Source organism: Flavobacterium sp. LM5 (assembly GCF_002017945.1).
Lineage (GTDB): Bacteria > Bacteroidota > Bacteroidia > Flavobacteriales > Flavobacteriaceae > Flavobacterium > Flavobacterium succinicans.
Window position 1 is genome coordinate 182,725 of sequence record NZ_MUFX01000003.1, and the last position, 18,122, is coordinate 200,846.

An 18,122-nucleotide genomic window follows, 5' to 3' on the forward strand; every position below is an offset into this window, starting at 1 on the left:
ATTTACTCAAAAAGGAGTTACAACAATTTATTTTAATTTAATTAATCCTATATTTGTCGAAATTGAAATTGAGTTACAAAATACATGGAAAAATATTACAAAATAGAAGGTAAGTATAGCTATTATGAAGCAGGGGAAGGAACGCCGATCGTAATCCTGCATGGGCTTATGGGTGGGTTAAGCAACTTTGATGCTGTAGCGCAATATTTTTCGAACAAAGGATACAAAATTATCATTCCAGATTTACCCCTCTATACCCAAAACATCTTAAAAACAAATGTAAAAAGTTTTGCGGTTTACGTAAAAAACTTCATAACCTTCAAAGGCTTAGATCGCGTTATTTTACTAGGAAATTCGTTAGGAGGACACATAGCATTGTATCATACAAAAATGTTTCCTGAAAAAGTAGCTGGCCTTGTAATTACAGGAAGCTCTGGCTTGTACGAAAGCGCTATGGGCGATAGTTATCCAAAAAGAGGCGACTATGAATACATCAAAAAGAAAGCTGAAGATGTATTTTATGATCCTAAAATTGCTACTCCTGAATTGATCGATGAAGTTTTTGCTACTGTTAACGACCGCATCAAATTAATAAAAACATTGACCATTGCCAAAAGTGCCATCCGACACAATATGGCCAAAGACTTACCAAAAATGCATGTACAAACTTGTATTATTTGGGGAAAAAACGACAAAGTTACACCACCTGAGGTAGCAGAAGAATTTCATAAATTATTGCCCAACTCAAGTTTACATTGGATTGATAAATGCGGGCATGCTGCCATGATGGAGCACCCAGAAGAATTCAACCGCATTTTAGAAGATTGGTTATCCCATACGCATTTAGCCGCACATTAATATTATTGAGTACTCTATGAAAATCAATACTGCCGAGTTTGTAATTAGTAATTCTGATGTAAGCAAATGTCCTCAAGACTTCTTACCAGAATACGCTTTTATTGGAAGATCCAACGTTGGAAAATCATCCTTGATCAACATGATCACCAATCATAAAAAACTGGCAAAAACATCTGCAAGACCAGGAAAAACACAATTAATCAATCACTTTTTAATCAACAACAACTGGTTCTTGGTTGATTTACCTGGTTATGGTTATGCAAAAGTCTCAAAAAAAACCAAATCTATTTTTCAGGAGTTTATTACTGACTATTTCGAAAAAAGAGAACAACTGGTTTGTGCCTTTGTATTAATCGACATTCGCCATGAAGCACAAACTATAGATATTGAATTCATGTCGTATATGGGAGAAAGCGAAATTCCGTTTTGCATCATTTTCACCAAAGCCGATAAGATTAGCAAAGTAAAAGTTAATGCACACATTGCAGCGTATAAAAAGAAAATGATGGCTAACAACTGGACCGAAATGCCTCATCATTTTGTGACCTCTTCTACAGAAGGGACCGGAAAAGATGAGTTATTACAATATATTGACGAAGTGAATCAAGAAGTTTTCAAAAACAACTCACAATTTTAGCGATCACTAAAAAATAAAGATTACAAAAAACGCAACTTTAATAAGAGTTGCGTTTTTTTATACTATAATAATTGTAATGTTTTTTCCAAAGCCATCCCTCTAGAACCTTTAATCAGCAAAGTACTTCCCACAACAGGATGCAAATTTAGGTACTCCCCAAAAGTATCAAAAGTATCAAAAAAGTAAAAACCACTTTTACTTTTCAAATTATTCTCATAAAAAGCCTTGCCAACAAAAAAACATACAACACTAGCCTCATCTTGTAATCGTTCAACTATAGCCGAATGCTCCTTGGAACTGTCTTCTCCCAATTCGAACATATCGCCTAAAACCATAATCTTATTAGGTTTTTCTAACTGCAGAAAATTATCAATCGCCACAGCCATACTGCTAGGATTTGCATTATAAGCATCTAAAATAATTTCGTTTGAACCTTTTACCACCATTTGGGATCTGTTATTTTCAGGTACATAATTTTCTAAAGCACATTTAATATCTTCTAATGGCACTTTAAAATAGGCCCCAATCGCTATAGCCGCATTCACATTATTCGCATTATACAAACCAATTAAATGCGTAGTAATAACAATTGTTCCTAAAGCAACCTCGACAAAAGGGTTAGCACTTACAGCGCTAATATCAACATCAGCATTGGACTTATCAATACCAAAAGAAAAACTTGAAAGTGATTTTGACTTCTCGACTTGAATTTCATCTTCAAGATTGATAAAGGTCATTTTATTTGCTGTAGACAAATAAGTAAACATTTCACTTTTTCCTTCAATAACACCTTGTACCCCACCAAAACCCTCTAAATGCGCTTTTCCGAAATTAGTTATGTACCCATAATCTGGCGTGGCTAAAGAGCATAAAAATTCAATTTCCTTTTTATGATTGGCTCCCATTTCGACCACTCCAATTTCCGTTTCTTTGGTAAAAGAAAGTAAGGTTAATGGAACACCTATATGATTGTTCAAGTTTCCAACGGTAGCTTTAGTATTATATTTCTTGGACAACACTGCATGAATCAATTCTTTGGTTGTAGTTTTACCATTACTTCCCGTAAGAGCCACTATTGGAATTTGAAGATAATTTCTATGATATTGAGCCAAATGCTGTAATGTCACTAAACTATTTTCTACCAAAATTGTTCTTTCATCAATATAAAATGAATCATTGTCAATGATTACAAATTTAGCTCCTTTTGTCAATGCTTCCTCTGCAAACGTATTAGCATCAAAATTATCGCCTTTAATGGCTACAAATAAAGAGTTGGGTAAAATCTTTCGCGTGTCAATTGAGACTGTGTCACATTGCAAAAATAAGTTATGAATGCTAGCTATATCCATAAGAAAAAGAGTTAAAACAATAAAAGCCCTATTGAAAGGGCTTTTATATTATTAATAAAACAGTATTTTAATTTCTTGGCGATCTTCTTTTTTGAGCTTTTGGCCCAACACTAGACATCGCACATCTAAATCCGATGTAATCAGTCGCCATATCTTGTGGTAAATATCTACGCTGTGCAGGATCTAACCAATAAGCTCTGTCTCTCCAAGACCCACCTTTGTAAACGCGTACATCGTCATTAATTAAAGTAGTTCTTTTACTAGATGAATCATACTTTCTTGACATTTTACCCAAAGAATCTACAGTTACATTATGCTTTGGAGCATTGTACATTTTACGTGCTTCTTTTTCGCTTTTAGATTCTTCACCTGAATTTCCAAAATCATAAAAACGAGTCGATTGCTTATCACCATCTCTGTAGTTGATGTTATTACTTTTATCAAAGTTTTGTCTCAAGTACGTCTCATTTTCGTCAACTGGAACTTGAGCAATTTGTCCTGGATATGCTCTAGCTATAATTTTACCATTACTTAAAGTATCATATTTTATAGTTGAAGAAGTTACAATTTCAACCTTACCATCTTTACCTATTTTATTTTTAGTATATAAATTACCTCTAAAATAGTTAAAATCATTCGCTTCATTGTCAACAATAGGACGATATACATCGGCAACCCATTCGGCAACGTTACCAGCCATATCATACAAACCGAAATCATTTGCTGGGTATTTTTTTACTTCATTAGTAATATCAGCACCATCATCTGACCAACCTGCAATTCCACCGTAATCTCCATTACCTTGTTTAAAGTTCGCCAATTGATCCCCTCTACTAACACGTTTTCCTGAACGAGTATAGCTTCCAGACCAAGGATATTTCTTTTGACCTTTGTAAGTATTGTATTCTCTTTGTCCTACATCAGCAGCGGCAGCATACTCCCACTCTGCCTCAGTCGGCAAGCGATATTCTGGTAACAAAATCCCAGAAGAACGCTGAGCATAAACGTTTTTATGTTCTGTTACTTTTCCATCTTTCGAAGCTCTAGGCTCTTTTCTTTTGGATTTCTCTTTTAATACAATTTCTTCATTACCACCATACACAGAGGTTGGCGAAGCTAAATACGTTTCAGAACTGAAAGGGCTTTCTGCAGAAACATCAGTAACTTTGGCGTTTTTCTTTAAGTAACCTGCTTTTTCAAGCATTCCTTCGTTCACACGATCCGTTCTCCATTTCGCAAACTCATTGGCTTGAATCCAATTTACTCCAACAACAGGATATTCAGCATAAGAAGGATGCCTTAAATAATTATTAGTCATCGTTTCGTTATATCCTAAACGATTTCTCCAAACCAAGGTGTCAGGAGAAGCACCTGCATAAATATTTTTATAATTTTCTTCTGTTGGAGGAAAAACCTTCTTTAACCATTCTAAATATTCTAAATACATAGAGTTAGTAACTTCGGTCTCATCCATGTAAAAAGACTGAACGTGCTGTTGTGTAGGCAAATTATTCCAATCATGCATCACATCATCTTGAACTCTACCCATTGTAAAAGTACCGCCTTCTACAAAAACTAAACCGGGGCCAGCTTGATTTTTGTTTTTAGCAACAACATTTTTTTGTCGATCTAAGTTCCAGCCTGTGGCTCTGGAGGCATTACTTGAGCTAGATTTTTTACTACAACTAGCCAATCCTGCAATTAACAAAATTGATGTAATCAATTTTAAGTTTAAAATTCTCTTTACTTTCATACTATTAATAGGTCATAATTTGGTGCCGCAATATAACAATTAAGCTTTTATTAACAACATCAATTCATAATAATTTTAACGGGCCTTTTAGTTTTGTTCCGTGCTTGAATACCAACGCAAAAATATATTTTTTATTATTAAAACCTAACCGATTTAAATTATTTTTACCCTTTACATTCGCATTATAAAATTAGTCTAGCCAAAAATGAAAAACACCATATACCTTTGGATACTTCTTATTCTCTCTTTTTCGTCGAGTGCACAGCAAACAGGCACTTTGATGATAAATTGGAGCGAAACTAAACTTATAAATTTTGGTGATTATGCGCTCAAAATACCCACATTCAATGGCGAAAACTTTGAATTCGACCCTGTTAAAAGAAAATTAAAATTTAACATTTTAATTAAAGACAGTCCTCTTAATGGAGGAATAATTTTGACAAATTTTACTTATCAAAACATCAATAGTGATGATTTAGGAGATTTAGCACTCGAAAACATCCCTTTCACACCAGAAGAGAGCATCCAAAAAATCCAATCAAGAACCTTAAATTTCTCTTTGTTATCTTTTTCCCCGATAATTAAAGACAACTTTGGCCTAAAAAAAATCACATCTTTTACCTACAAAACAACATACAATTCCAATAAAGAAACCAATCAGAACAAATCAACAGCCACTTATGCACTCACCAATTCGGTTTTAGCAAATGGAAATTGGTACCAATTTCAAATTCAAAAGTCAGGTGTCTATAAAATCAACAAAACGTTCTTACAACAACTTGGGCTTAATACAAACGCAATTGACCCTAGAAAAATAAAAATCTACGGAAACGGAGGGCGAATGATTCCATTAACCAACAACAATCAATACCCGATTGACCTCGAGGAAACACCCATAGAAGTTATTGGCGAGAGTGACGGCGTATTTAACAATGATGATTATATTCTTTTTTATGGCGAAGGTACTGATACTTGGAATGCAGAAAGCAACACTTTCAACAACTTATATGATGACAACTCCTATTATTATATAAATGTAGACGGCAGCAATGGCAAAAGGATTTCCACGCTTACTCAACCTACTGGAAACACTACATTACTGCTTTCTACGTTTGATGACACACAATTTCACGAAGTAGACAAAATCAACATCAATCAACTTGGCCGTCAATGGTATGGTGAAAAATTTGACACTAACAACGAGCAAGAATTTGAATTTCAGCTACCCAATATTGACAATTCAATTCCTGTCAAAATCAGTGTAGAAGCGGCTTCTGCAGGTTTCACAACAACCTCCTTTACGATTGCATCCAACGCCTCTTCAATTGGCACCATTAACTTTCCACCCATAACCAGCAATTCTACCCTAGCGTTTCAAACTGGAAACTTACCTTCGACCAGTACTTTCATTGGACTGGAAAACAATAAAATAAAGCTCACTTATAACAATGGCGGATTACCCAATGCTACAGGATATTTAAACTATATAAAAATAGTTGCTAAAAGAAAATTAATCGGTTACGGAAAACAATTTCATTTTCAATATGACGCAGCATTTTCTTCTAGTGGAATCGTCGAATACACCATTTCCAATGCAACTGGCATCACACAAGTTTGGGATGTTACAGCGCTCAATTCAATTCAAAAAATCACAAATAACGGTCAAGGGAATATGAACTTCAAAGCAAATCTTGGAGAAATCAAAAAATACATAGCCCTTGATGCCAATGATTTTTTAACACCAAGCACATCTAAAAAAACCAAAACCGCGAACCAAAACATAAAAGGGACTCTATTCAAAAACAATCAAGGTCAATTTCAAGATATTGATTATATCATCATCAGCCCAGCATTCCTGATCAATCAGGCTGAAAAACTGGCTAACTTTCACCGAAATTATTCAACATTAAACGTAAAAGTAATCTCCCTCGAGTCCATTTATCATGAGTTTTCATCTGGAAAACAAGATATAGGCGCGATTAGAAACTGTATCAAATACGTGTACGACAACGCATCAGCACCAGAAAAAAGAGTAAAATACATCAATCTCTTTGGCGACGCTTCCTTTGACTACAAAAATAGAATTAGCAACAACACTAACATTGTCCCTATTTATCACGCCTTGCGAAGCAATGCTACAGGTGAGTCATCCTTTGCTTCAGATGATTTTTATGGACTGATGGATACTAACGAAGGCAACATCACCAACACCTTTGGAGGCATCGATATTGCCGTAGGCCGGATGATTGTAAACAATACCCAACAAGCCGATGAAATGGTGCAAAAAATAATAGAGTACCACGATGCAAAATCATTTGGTAATTGGCGTAACAACTTCGTTCTTATAGCAGATGATTCAGATGTAGCCTCCGATGCTTCTTTACAAGAAAAACAAAATAATTTAGGCGACCTAATTACAGCAGAGAAACCTTTTATAAATGTTTCTAAAATCTTACTTGATTCTTACATTCAAGAAGCTTCATCCGGTGGTTTCAGATACCCAAAAGCAAGGACAGATCTATTTAATGCTTTCGAAAAAGGGGCACTAGTTTTTAACTATTTGGGACATGGTGGTGAAGACGGATTAGCAGCAGAACGAATTTGGGAAAAATCAGATGGACAAAACTTGAACAACCGATTCAAATATCCACTTTTCGTAACTATTACCTGCGAATTCTCAAGATTTGACAATCCTTTACGCTTAACCGCTGGTGAATACACTTATTGGAATCCCAAAGGTGGTGCCATAGCCATGATTACCACCATCCGCTCCATCGGACAATTCAGTGCCGAAAACTTTAATCCGTTATTAACAAAAAACTTATTGTCTTTTGGCTCCAACTCTTATGTTTCCATGGCAGAAGCGCTTCGGATTTCCAAAAACGCCAATCCAAATTCATCTACTAATGTTGTGGTTTTTATTGGTGATCCTGCTTTACAACTGGCCATTCCGAAACCAAAAATCAATTTAACCAAAGTAAACGACATCTCAGTTTCACAACCTATAGATGATTTCAAATCGCTATCAAAAATGAAAATTACGGGCGAAATTACAGATGAAAACAACACTCTTTTAACCAACTACAACGGCGAAATTGCCACCATAATTTCGGATAAAAAAATCACAAGAAACACCCTCAATAATGACGGCAATAGTCCCAGCATTGCGTTCGGAGTTTTGGGAGAAGCTATTTTTAGAGGAAACGCTACTGTAAAAAACGGACAATTTGAATTTAGTTTTGTAGTACCAAGAGATATTCGAATTCCAACGGGTAACGGAAAAATTAGTTTTTATTCTAAAAAAGAAAACGCACTAGAGAATCAAACCGGACACAACACCAACATTATTATTGGCGGAATTAATGAAAATGCAGCAGTAGACAATATAAGTCCAAAAGTGAAGTTATATATGAACGATGAAAATTTCGTTTCAGGCGGAACAACCAATCAATCTCCCATTTTAATAGCACAATTGGAAGACGAAAATGGAATAAATACGGCTAGCGGAATTGGTCATGACATTGTTGCTATTTTAGACGGAGACGAGAGCAATCCTTATGTCTTAAATGATTATTACGAAACCAAACTAGATGATTTCACCTCAGGCATCATAAGATTCCAGTTCCGAGATCTCGCGATTGGTCTTCACACTATAACCATCAAAGCATGGGACGTTTACAACAACCCCGTAACTGCCGAAATACAATTCTTGGTTGTTGGAAGCGAGTCGATTACACTTACAAACGTATTGAATTACCCCAATCCTTTTGTAAATTATACCGAATTTTGGTTTACTCATAACAAGCCTTTTGAACCGTTAGAAGTACAGGTACAAGTTATGACCGTTACAGGCAAAATAGTTTGGTCTAAAAATCAAATCATAACCACTGAGGGCTTTCTATCCAGAGAGATTACTTGGGACGGAAAAGATGATTTCGGGAGTCGCATTGGCAAAGGAGTGTATGTATATCGACTTACGGTCAAATCGACTTTGACTAACAAAAAGGCTCAAAAAATTGAAAAATTGGTCATCCTATAAATTATAGTATATTTGTTCAATGATTTTTTATAAACTAATGAGAAAACTATTACTGATTTTTTTTATTGTTCTAGCAACAACCAGAACCATGGCTCAAGAACGCGCCATCACCACCGGAGTCCCTTTTTTACAAATAGCTGCAGATGCTAGAGCAGCCGGAATGGGAGACATCGGAGTGGCCACCTCACCAGACACCTACTCACAACAATGGAATCCAGCCAAATATGCCTTTGCTACAGATAAGCAAGGATTCTCTGTAAGTTACACACCCTACCTAACCGATATTGTAAATGACATTTCGTTAGGACAAGTAACGTACTACAATCGTTTTAATGAAAGAAGCGCGTTTGCAGGAAGCATCAGATATTTTGGTCTTGGTGAAATAGAACTTAGAGCTGATGCGAATGACCCAGCTCGATTAGTTTCTCCTAATGAGTTTGCTATCGACGGATCATATTCCCTACAATTAAGTGACAAATTTTCCATGGCAGTTGCTGGTAGATTTATCAATTCCAATTTAAAAGTAGCATCAGACAATGGTGACGCTTCTGCTGCAAGTACTTTTGCAGTAGATATTGCAGGTTATTACCAGTCCGAAGAAATAGCATATTCAGATTTTAATGGCCGCTGGAGAGGTGGTTTTAACATCCAAAACTTAGGACCGAAAATTAGTTATGACAATGACGAATTCAGCAATAATTTTCTTCCAGCAAATTTAAAAATTGGCGGTGGTTTTGATTTCATACTAGATGATTACAATAAAGTTTCAGTCAATTTAGAATTCAACAAATTATTAGTTCCAACACCACAGTTTGAAAGTACCGATACTGCAGCAGAAGCCACTCAAAAAAGAGAAGACTATCGCAAAATAGGATGGGTTTCTGGAATTTTCAAATCGTTTGGTGATGCACCTGGAGGATTTAGCGAAGAACTAAAAGAAGTCACCTACGCCTTAGGAGTTGAATATGAATACCAAGATTCCTTTTCTTTACGCACAGGATATTTCAACGAAAGCGATCTAAAAGGAGCCAGAAAGTTTTTCGCTTTAGGCGCTGGATTCAAATACAATGTAGTCAAAGTGGACGTGTCGTATTTATTTTCTGCATCAAAAGTAAAAAACCCTTTAGAGAACACCTTACGTTTCTCCCTGACCTTTAATTTTGGGGATAAATACGAAAATTATTAAAACCATATAAAGTAACATTCGATCCAAATTTCAATAGAAAACTCTTTTGAAATTTGGATTTTTTTTCCTTAACCACAAAATAGAAATAGTCAAAACCTCACTTGGCATTCCTTGGAAATAAATACTTTTACACAAATGAAAGAAATAAGCATCACTACTTCATTCCAACAATTCGACAGCTTGTTAGAATTGCCTTCTGAAATTCAACACTTAATGCAAGAAGCTGTAAAAATCAGAAAAAACGCTTACGCTCCCTATTCACAATTTAGAGTTGGTGCAGCTTTACTTTTAGACAACCAAGAGATAATTTGTGGATCCAATCAAGAAAACGCAGCGTATCCATCAGGACTTTGTGCTGAACGTGTCGCTATTTTTTATGCAGGAGCCAAGTATCCTGGAGCTAAAATTACCAAAATAGCTATTACAGCCTCTTCTGACACGAACCCAACTACCGAACCCATTCCGCCTTGTGGCGCTTGTAGACAATCAATTGCTGAATACGAAATCAAACAAGATCAAGCTATTGAAATATTTTTCATGGGAGAAACTGGCGTGATTTACCAATCCGATTCATTAAAAAACCTACTCCCGTTTATGTTTAACAAAAAATTCCTATAATGAGCATAAAAACTAGTTGTTTAATTTTATTGCTTACTAGGAATGTTCTATTTTTGCATTTCGAAAATTTAGATTGAATTAGAAGTGCGTTTATCAAAAAACGTCCTTTTACAAACTTAATTTTACACCATCTCAAATAGTATTAACACTTACAAAAGAATTAATTCAGATGAAAGAAGTTACAAAAGAAGTATATTTAAAGTGGTATGAAGACATGCTTCTTTGGAGAAAGTTTGAAGACAAACTAGCGGCTCTTTACATACAACAAAAAATAAGAGGTTTTCTTCATTTGTACAATGGTCAAGAAGCCGTTTTAGCGGGAGCACTTCACGCTATGGATTTGACAAAAGACAAAATGATCACTGCTTACAGAAACCACGTACAACCTATCGGAATGGGCGTTGACCCAAGAAGAGTAATGGCCGAACTATTAGGAAAAGCTACTGGTACTTCAAAAGGTATGGGTGGTTCTATGCACATTTTCTCAAAAGAATTCCGTTTTTATGGCGGACACGGTATTGTAGGAGGACAAATTCCTCTTGGAGCTGGTTTAGCCTTTGGAGACAAATACAACAATACTGGAGGTGTTACTTTAACTTATTTCGGAGATGGTGCTGCTCGTCAAGGTTCACTTCACGAGGCTTTCAACATGGCTATGCTTTGGAAATTACCCGTAGTGTTTATCGTTGAAAACAACGGATACGCCATGGGAACTTCTGTAGAAAGAACAGCTAATCACTCTGACATTTGGAAATTAGGTTTAGGTTACGAAATGCCTTGCGGACCTGTTGACGGAATGAACCCTGTGAAAGTAGCAGAAGCAATGACAGAAGCGATCGAAAGAGCAAGACGCGGTGACGGACCAACATTCTTAGAAATGAAAACGTACCGTTACAGAGGACATTCTATGTCTGACGCTCAATTGTATCGCTCAAAAGATGAAATTGAAGAATACAAAAAAATCGACCCTATTACTCAAGTTTTAGATGTAATCTTGGATCAAAAATATGCAACTGAGGAAGAAATTGAAGTAATTGACCAACGAGTAAAAGACTTGGTTGAAGAATGCGTGAAATTCTCTGAAGAATCTCCATACCCTGAACTACAACAAATGTACGACATGGTATATGAAGAAGAAAATTATCCGTTTACCCCTCACAAATTATAATAAATTATGGCAACAATTATCACAATGCCCCGTTTGAGCGATACTATGACAGAAGGAACGGTAGCAACTTGGTTAAAAAAAGTAGGCGACAAAATAAATGAAGGCGACATTCTAGCTGAAATCGAAACAGATAAAGCAACCATGGAATTCGAGTCTTTTAATGAAGGAACACTTCTATATATTGGTATACCTGAAGGAGAAACAGCACCAATTGATTCTCTACTTGCCATCATCGGTGCAGAAGGAGAAGATGTAACAGCATTAATTGCCGGTGGAGCTGCCGCTGCCGCTCCAGCAGCAACAGAAGCTCCAAAAGAAGCAACTGTTACTCCAGCAGCAACAACTACTGCTACAGCTCTTCCAAAAGGAGTAATCGTAGTAACTATGCCACGTTTAAGCGACACTATGACCGAAGGTACAGTAGCAACATGGTTGAAAAAAGTTGGTGATACAGTAGCAGAAGGAGATATTTTAGCTGAAATCGAAACCGACAAAGCTACAATGGAATTTGAATCTTTCAATGAAGGAACTTTACTTTACATTGGAATTGAAGAAGGAAACACAGCACCAATTGATAGTCTTTTGGCTATTATTGGACCTGCAGGAACAGATATTTCTGGGGTAGCAGCTGGCTTTACTGCTGGTGGAACTACTACTTCTCCTGTAGCGACTGAAACAGCGGCTGCACCTGTAGCAACTGAAAAAAGCATTGAAACTATTCAAGAACCAAGTGCTGACGGACAAAGAATATTAGCTTCTCCTTTAGCTAAAAAATTAGCTTCTGAAAAAGGAATCCAATTATCACAAGTAAAAGGCAGTGGTGAAAATGGTCGTATCACAAAAAGCGATATCGAAAACTTTACACCACAAGCAAGTGCTACTACTCAAGCAGCTCCGCAACAAGCTCCTGCCGCTAAGACTGAAACTGTAGCAGCTCCAAAACCTTATGTTCCTGCTGGACAAGTAGCGACAGAAGAAATCAAGAATTCGCAAATGCGTAAGATTATCGCAAAACGTTTATCAGAATCTTTGTTCACAGCACCTCATTACAATTTGGTAATTGAAGTAAGTATGGACGAAGCAATGAAATCAAGAGCCGTAATCAATGCTGTGCCAGATACTAAAGTTTCTTTTAACGATATGGTGATTAAAGCAAGTGCATTGGCGTTAAAGAAACACCCAAAAATCAATTCACAGTGGAAAGATGACGCAATAACTATCAACTATCACGTAAATATTGGTGTAGCAGTAGCTGTTGAAGACGGATTAGTTGTTCCTGTGTTACCTTTTACTGACGGTATGAGTTTATCACAAATTGGTACAAGCGTAAGAGATTTAGCAGGAAGAGCAAAAAACAAAAAACTATTACCTACTGAAATGGAAGGAAGCACTTTTACCATTTCTAACTTAGGTATGTTTGGTATTACTGAATTCAACTCTATCATCAACCAACCGAATTCAGCTATCCTTTCCGTTGGAGCAATCGTTGAAAAACCTGTAGTGAAAAATGGACAAATTGTAGTTGGTAACACTATGATGTTATCATTAGCATGTGACCATAGAACTATTGATGGAGCAACAGGCGCTCAGTTTTTACAAACATTAAAACAATACATTGAAAACCCAGTAACTATGTTAGCATAACAAAAGTTTTCTTTACTATAGAAATCCCGTTTTGAACTTTCAAAACGGGATTTTTTATTACTTATTCTTGGCTTCAATCCACTTTGACATGTATTTTGTACTGGCAAGCGTATGATGTTGCAAAAGCGTACCATAAAAATTATTCAACCTATGTCCCTCAATGTTGGACAACAAATACTGCAATCGCCCTACAAAAACACTTTCAAAAAGCTCTTTTTGATATCTTTGATTCAGGATAGCAAACCCATTTTGTTGTGATGTAAGCCAGCTGAATTTATCAGTATACAATTGCACTGCGGCATCGACAAAATCCTCTACAGCATCATTAACAAAACCATTCCAAAGCAAATCTCCCTGCATAGATTCTGCACCAATAGAAGTTGTTACACTAGGCGTACCTACTTGCATTGCTTCTAATAACTTCCCTTTTATACCTGCTCCAAATCGCAAAGGAGCCAAAACTACTTTTGATTGTTGAACTACTTCCTGAGCGTCTTCAGCACGTCCCATAATAAAAAAATTCGTTTTAGGATGATGCAATTGTAGCACTTTTTGAGAAGGATATGCTCCGTAAATTTTTAAAGTTGCGTTCGGTAATTTTTGAAGAATTTTAGGCCAAATCGTCTCTTTCAAATATTGAACGGCATTCCAATTAGGCTCATGAAGAAAGTTACCGATAAAAACGAAACCATCTCGTTCTTCATACAAAGGCAATTCACTTACAAGAGAAGCGTCGAACGCATCCGAAAGGATTGGTATGTAAAACAACAAAGAAGCATCAATTTTAAAAACAGCCTGTAGAACATCCATTTCAAATTCGGACACCATTAAAGTCAAATCACATCTTAAAATGCTTGCAATCTCACGCTTTGCTACTTCTTCAACCAATAAATCTTCTAGAGAAAACGGTCTGTTTTGTTTAAAAGCTTTTTGTCTGGCCAATCGCAAACAATGCAAATCTTCAGTATCTAAAATTCTAATCGCATTAGGACAATTTTCAATAACTCGCCACCCAAACTGTTCTTCAATCATAAATCGATCAAACAAAACCACAGTGGGCTGTAAAGACCCTACAAACTCATCAAAACTAGAATCATTTAGCTTTATAGCAACTTTATCAATACCAAACTCTGACAAATCAATCATAAATTCACTATCTTGAGCTGCACTAGCAAAAGTTACCTCATATCCTTGCTTTTGAAACAAACCAATGAGTTGCATCATTCTACTTCCCGCAGCCGAAGAATTAGGCTCTGGCCAAACAAAACCAATTACCAATAGTTTTTTCATATCAAATTAATTGTAGATACAAAATAATACTATTTCATTCTGATTCTAGCTTTTTGAAAGAAAAATCAAAACTAAAAAGCTAAATTTGTAGTCAATAAATTGAATAATATCATGTTAGGATTAAAATTAGCCACAGACCCTCGTTGGGTGACCATAGTTGAGTCAAATATTGAAGAAATTCTTACAGATCATGCTTGGTGCGAACAAAAAGCGGCTTCCAATGCCATATATATTATCATTAACAATTCGGAAAAAGAAGAATTGGTAACCGAAATGACCAAAATCGCTTTAGAAGAAATGGAACATTTTCAAATGGTACACAACATTATCAAAGAAAAAGGATTAACGTTAGGCAGAGAAAGAAAAGACAATTATGTTAATGACTTAGTTAAGTTTGCTAAAAAAGACGGTAGCCGTAACGATGCTTTGGTTGAACGTTTATTATTTGCAGCCATGATCGAAGCCAGAAGTTGTGAGCGCTTTAGAGTCCTTTCTAAAAACATTAAAGATCAAGAATTAGCCAAATTCTACCATGAACTCATGATTAGTGAAGCCGGGCATTATACAACTTTCTTAAAATTCGCCAAACTATATACCGAAAAAATAGATGTCGACCAACGCTGGCAAGAATGGATCGACTATGAAAGTTCTATTATTGGAAACTACGGAAAATCAGAAACAGTGCACGGTTAATTTTAACTATAAATACAACAACAATGAACAAAAAAACACTCATCATCAAAATACTAAAATTTTCAGGGATTGGGATCTTCACTTTATTGTTGTGTATGTTTCTTACCCCCATTATTTTTTCTGATACAATAAAAGAAGAAGTAAAAAAATATGCCAACACCAAACTTGAAGGTGAACTGAATTACGGAGACGCTAATCTATCGTTTTTTAAACATTTTCCATCATTGACATTGACTTTAAACGATGTCAATTTAAATGGTTCCATCCCTTTTGAAAAAGAAAAATTTGTATCTGCCAAAGAAATCGCTTTTGGCATCGATGTAACAAGTTTACTTTTTGGGAAAGCAGTAGACATTGACCAAATTATTATAACCGAAGGAAACATCAATGTAAAAGTGGATAAAAATGGTCAAGCCAATTACAATGTGTACAAAGGAAATGAAGAAACACCTAAAAAAGATGAAGAGGAAAGCAATACCGCTTTACAACTTGAAAAAATTGAAATCCTCAACAGCAAAGTAGTTTATGATGACCAATCAACGGCAATTCATATTGATTTATTTGATTTTAATTATACTGGAAAAGGGGATTTAAGTTCGAATCTATTTGATTTATACTCTAAAGTCGATATTTCTAAAATGAATTTCATCTACGAAAACGAACCGTATTTGATGAATAAAAAAGTGGCTGGAGATTTAATTACTAGGGTTAATGTAAATTCATTGTCATTTGTTTTCGAACAAAATAACCTAAACATCAATAAGCTTTTAGTTGATTTTAAAGGAAAATTTGATTTTCTAAAAGACGGATACAATATTGATTTTAACATTAAATCAAATGATAGCGAACTCTATGATTTGATTAATGCTTTTCCTCCTAAATTTATCACTTGGCTAGAAAAAACAGAAATTAAAGGAAAAACCGACCTCCTTTTAACCCTAAAAGGAAAATACATTGCTTCTCAAAAAATAGCACCAGACTTACATTTAGACTTAAAAATAAAAGACGGTTTTGTAAACTACAACAAAAGTAAATTTCCTGTTTCTAATTTAAACTTAGATTTTAACGCAAAACTACAATCTCTTGACCCAAACCAATTAGTATTGGATGTAAATGGTATTTCTTTAAATATTGAGAAAGAATATTTAAAAGCAAAATGGCACTCTAAAGGAGTGGAAAACATTGAACTGAATGGAGAATTATTCAGTTTCATTGATTTAGAAAAACTAAATAATGCATTAGGAATTCCGAATCTAACCGTAAAAGGGCTTTTAACTGGAAAAGGAACAATGAATGGAACTTTCAATGCGAAAAATAATAGTTTTCCCATAGCTGATATTGCTTTGGAGCTTAAAAATGGTTTTATTCAAACAGAATATTATCCCAATCCAATAACCAACATCAATTGTAATGCTACTATAAAAAATCAAAAAGGGTCAATAGATGATTTGAAAGTAAAATTACAACCTGCTAGTTTCACTTTTGAACAAGAACCCTTTACAGTTGAAGCCAACTTAGAAAATTTCAAAGATTTAACCTATGATGTAAAGGCAAAAGGAGTTTTAAATATCAGCAAAATATATAAAGTATTTTCTCAAAAAGGATTAGATATTGAAGGATATATTAAAACTGATTTAGCACTTAAAGGAAAACAAAGTGATGCCGAAAAAGGCAACTATAACAAATTGAATAACAGAGGAACACTAGAAGTTAGAAACATTGCTATAGCATCATCATATCTTCCAAAAAAACTTTTAATCAAAGAAGGTATTTTCAAATTCAATCAAGACAAAATGTCTTTCGATACATTTATAGCTAGTTACAGTCAATCCGATTTTAAGTTAAATGGTTACTTAAAAAATGTGTTTAACTTTCTAAGCCCAAGAAAAGGGACACTTAAAGGTGCTTTTACTTTGCAATCAAAGTTCATTAATGCGGATGAATTTATGAGTTCAGAAACAACTAATACAGCTGCTGCAAACTCAACTAAAGAGAACCCTACTAAGTCAACAACTAGTACTGGAGTCATAATTATACCTAAAAATCTTGATTTACAGTTCAAAGCCATTGTTCAAAAAGTCGATTTTCAAGAATTACATCTTACTAAAGCCAATGGAAATTTGAAAATGAAAAATGGTAAATTATACCTTCAAAACACCAATTTCAACCTTATTGGATGCCAAGTAGGAATGAATGCACTATACGAAAGCTTAACTGCTAAAAAAGCACTATTTGAATACCAAATTAAAGCCACAGATTTTGATATTAAAAGAGCTTATAAAGAAGTTAAAATTTTTCGAGAAATGGCAAGTGCCGCAGAAAAAGCACAAGGAATAGTTTCTTTAGACTACAAACTTAAAGGCCGTTTAAACTCAAATATGGAGCCAGTATTCCCATCATTAGTAGGGAACGGAGTTTTATCCGTAAAAGACATTAAACTCTATGGAATGAAAATGTTTAATGTAGTTGGAAGCCAAACCAATCACGATAAAATGAAGAATCCTGAGCTTTCTAAAGTTGACATTAAAAGTTCGATTAAAAATAACATTATGACTATCGAACGTTTCAAATTCAAATTCGCTGGCTTTAGACCAAGAATAGAAGGAACCACAAGTTTGGATGGTAGACTAAATCTAAAAATGAGGTTGGGACTTCCTCCATTGGGAATATTTGGAATACCAATAACCGTTACGGGTAATAAAGATAATCCAAAAATAAAAATTGGCAAAGAAACCCAGGAACTTGAATCTACTGAGGACAAAGAGGATTAAAAGAATAGAAACGCTACTGTAACCACAGTAGCGTTTCTATTCTTTTATTAAGTCTTCAGATTGCTTACCTATAAGTACCCTACTTCACTAAGTCATCAAAATAAAATAACTGCATA

Annotated in this window: 12 protein-coding genes; 9 read left to right on the forward strand and 3 right to left on the reverse strand. The window is 35.1% G+C overall.

All coding sequences use genetic code 11. From position 1 onward, the window contains the following. The first annotated feature begins 84 nt into the window (after positions 1 to 84). Positions 85 to 858 (forward strand): alpha/beta fold hydrolase, encoded by a 774-nt coding sequence (locus tag BXU11_RS11500; RefSeq protein ID WP_024982315.1) that lies wholly within the window; start codon positions 85 to 87, stop codon positions 856 to 858. Between the two features lie 16 nt (positions 859 to 874). Further along, on the forward strand, positions 875 to 1,495 hold the full coding sequence (gene yihA / locus BXU11_RS11505) for a ribosome biogenesis GTP-binding protein YihA/YsxC (RefSeq protein WP_078212635.1): 621 nt from the start codon (positions 875 to 877) through the stop codon (positions 1,493 to 1,495). Between the two features lie 62 nt (positions 1,496 to 1,557). Here the strand turns inward: yihA and murF are convergent, their stop codons facing one another. Both murF and gldJ read right to left on the reverse strand, forming a co-directional pair. Continuing rightward, complete coding sequence (murF, locus tag BXU11_RS11510; protein ID WP_078212636.1) at positions 1,558 to 2,844, reverse strand: UDP-N-acetylmuramoyl-tripeptide--D-alanyl-D-alanine ligase; 1,287 nt, start codon at positions 2,842 to 2,844, stop codon at positions 1,558 to 1,560. 67 nt (positions 2,845 to 2,911) lie between these two features. Continuing rightward, on the reverse strand, positions 2,912 to 4,597 hold the full coding sequence (gldJ, locus tag BXU11_RS11515) for a gliding motility lipoprotein GldJ (RefSeq protein WP_078212637.1): 1,686 nt from the start codon (positions 4,595 to 4,597) through the stop codon (positions 2,912 to 2,914). Between the two features lie 205 nt (positions 4,598 to 4,802). Between gldJ and porU the strand changes: the two genes are divergently transcribed. The 5 genes from porU to BXU11_RS11540 all read left to right on the forward strand — a co-directional run bounded on the left by porU (position 4,803) and on the right by BXU11_RS11540 (position 13,252). Continuing rightward, on the forward strand, positions 4,803 to 8,636 hold the full coding sequence (gene porU / locus BXU11_RS11520; protein ID WP_078212638.1) for a type IX secretion system sortase PorU: 3,834 nt from the start codon (positions 4,803 to 4,805) through the stop codon (positions 8,634 to 8,636). Between the two features lie 37 nt (positions 8,637 to 8,673). Beyond that, positions 8,674 to 9,822, forward strand: coding sequence for a type IX secretion system outer membrane channel protein PorV (porV, locus tag BXU11_RS11525; protein WP_078212737.1), 1,149 nt, complete (start codon positions 8,674 to 8,676; stop codon positions 9,820 to 9,822). A 135-nt stretch (positions 9,823 to 9,957) separates the two neighbouring features. After that, a complete protein-coding gene (gene cdd, locus BXU11_RS11530; protein WP_078212639.1) occupies positions 9,958 to 10,440 on the forward strand; it encodes a cytidine deaminase in 483 nt (160 codons plus the stop codon). A 169-nt stretch (positions 10,441 to 10,609) separates the two neighbouring features. Further along, positions 10,610 to 11,608 (forward strand): pyruvate dehydrogenase (acetyl-transferring) E1 component subunit alpha, encoded by a 999-nt coding sequence (gene pdhA / locus BXU11_RS11535; protein WP_024982322.1) that lies wholly within the window; start codon positions 10,610 to 10,612, stop codon positions 11,606 to 11,608. Positions 11,609 to 11,614: 6 nt separating this feature from the next. Then, positions 11,615 to 13,252 (forward strand): dihydrolipoamide acetyltransferase family protein, encoded by a 1,638-nt coding sequence (locus BXU11_RS11540; RefSeq protein ID WP_078212640.1) that lies wholly within the window; start codon positions 11,615 to 11,617, stop codon positions 13,250 to 13,252. A gap of 57 nt (positions 13,253 to 13,309) precedes the next feature. On the opposite strand, the gene BXU11_RS11545 is transcribed toward BXU11_RS11540, so the two are convergent. Further along, positions 13,310 to 14,542 carry a glycosyltransferase family 4 protein gene (locus BXU11_RS11545; protein WP_078212641.1) on the reverse strand — a complete coding sequence of 411 codons (1,233 nt, stop codon included), beginning with the start codon at positions 14,540 to 14,542 and terminating at the stop codon, positions 13,310 to 13,312. 111 nt (positions 14,543 to 14,653) lie between these two features. Here BXU11_RS11545 and BXU11_RS11550 point away from each other — a divergent pair, with 111 nt between their 5' ends. Both BXU11_RS11550 and BXU11_RS11555 read left to right on the forward strand, forming a co-directional pair. Then, a complete protein-coding gene (locus BXU11_RS11550; RefSeq protein ID WP_078212642.1) occupies positions 14,654 to 15,235 on the forward strand; it encodes a tRNA-(ms[2]io[6]A)-hydroxylase in 582 nt (193 codons plus the stop codon). Positions 15,236 to 15,258: 23 nt separating this feature from the next. Further along, positions 15,259 to 18,006: an AsmA-like C-terminal region-containing protein gene (locus BXU11_RS11555; protein WP_078212643.1), complete on the forward strand. Its 2,748-nt coding sequence runs from the start codon at positions 15,259 to 15,261 to the stop codon at positions 18,004 to 18,006. The last annotated feature ends 116 nt before the right edge of the window (positions 18,007 to 18,122 follow it).

Coding starts and splice junctions, on each gene's coding strand:
- gldJ (WP_078212637.1), bottom strand. CDS start 4,597: ATGAAAGTAAAGAGAATTTTAAACTTAAAATTGATTACATCAATTTTG.
- BXU11_RS11500 (WP_024982315.1), top strand. CDS start 85: ATGGAAAAATATTACAAAATAGAAGGTAAGTATAGCTATTATGAAGCA.
- pdhA (WP_024982322.1), top strand. CDS start 10,610: ATGAAAGAAGTTACAAAAGAAGTATATTTAAAGTGGTATGAAGACATG.
- porV (WP_078212737.1), top strand. CDS start 8,674: ATGAGAAAACTATTACTGATTTTTTTTATTGTTCTAGCAACAACCAGA.
- BXU11_RS11545 (WP_078212641.1), bottom strand. CDS start 14,542: ATGAAAAAACTATTGGTAATTGGTTTTGTTTGGCCAGAGCCTAATTCT.
- porU (WP_078212638.1), top strand. CDS start 4,803: ATGAAAAACACCATATACCTTTGGATACTTCTTATTCTCTCTTTTTCG.
- murF (WP_078212636.1), bottom strand. CDS start 2,844: ATGGATATAGCTAGCATTCATAACTTATTTTTGCAATGTGACACAGTC.
- yihA (WP_078212635.1), top strand. CDS start 875: ATGAAAATCAATACTGCCGAGTTTGTAATTAGTAATTCTGATGTAAGC.
- cdd (WP_078212639.1), top strand. CDS start 9,958: ATGAAAGAAATAAGCATCACTACTTCATTCCAACAATTCGACAGCTTG.
- BXU11_RS11550 (WP_078212642.1), top strand. CDS start 14,654: ATGTTAGGATTAAAATTAGCCACAGACCCTCGTTGGGTGACCATAGTT.
- BXU11_RS11540 (WP_078212640.1), top strand. CDS start 11,615: ATGGCAACAATTATCACAATGCCCCGTTTGAGCGATACTATGACAGAA.
- BXU11_RS11555 (WP_078212643.1), top strand. CDS start 15,259: ATGAACAAAAAAACACTCATCATCAAAATACTAAAATTTTCAGGGATT.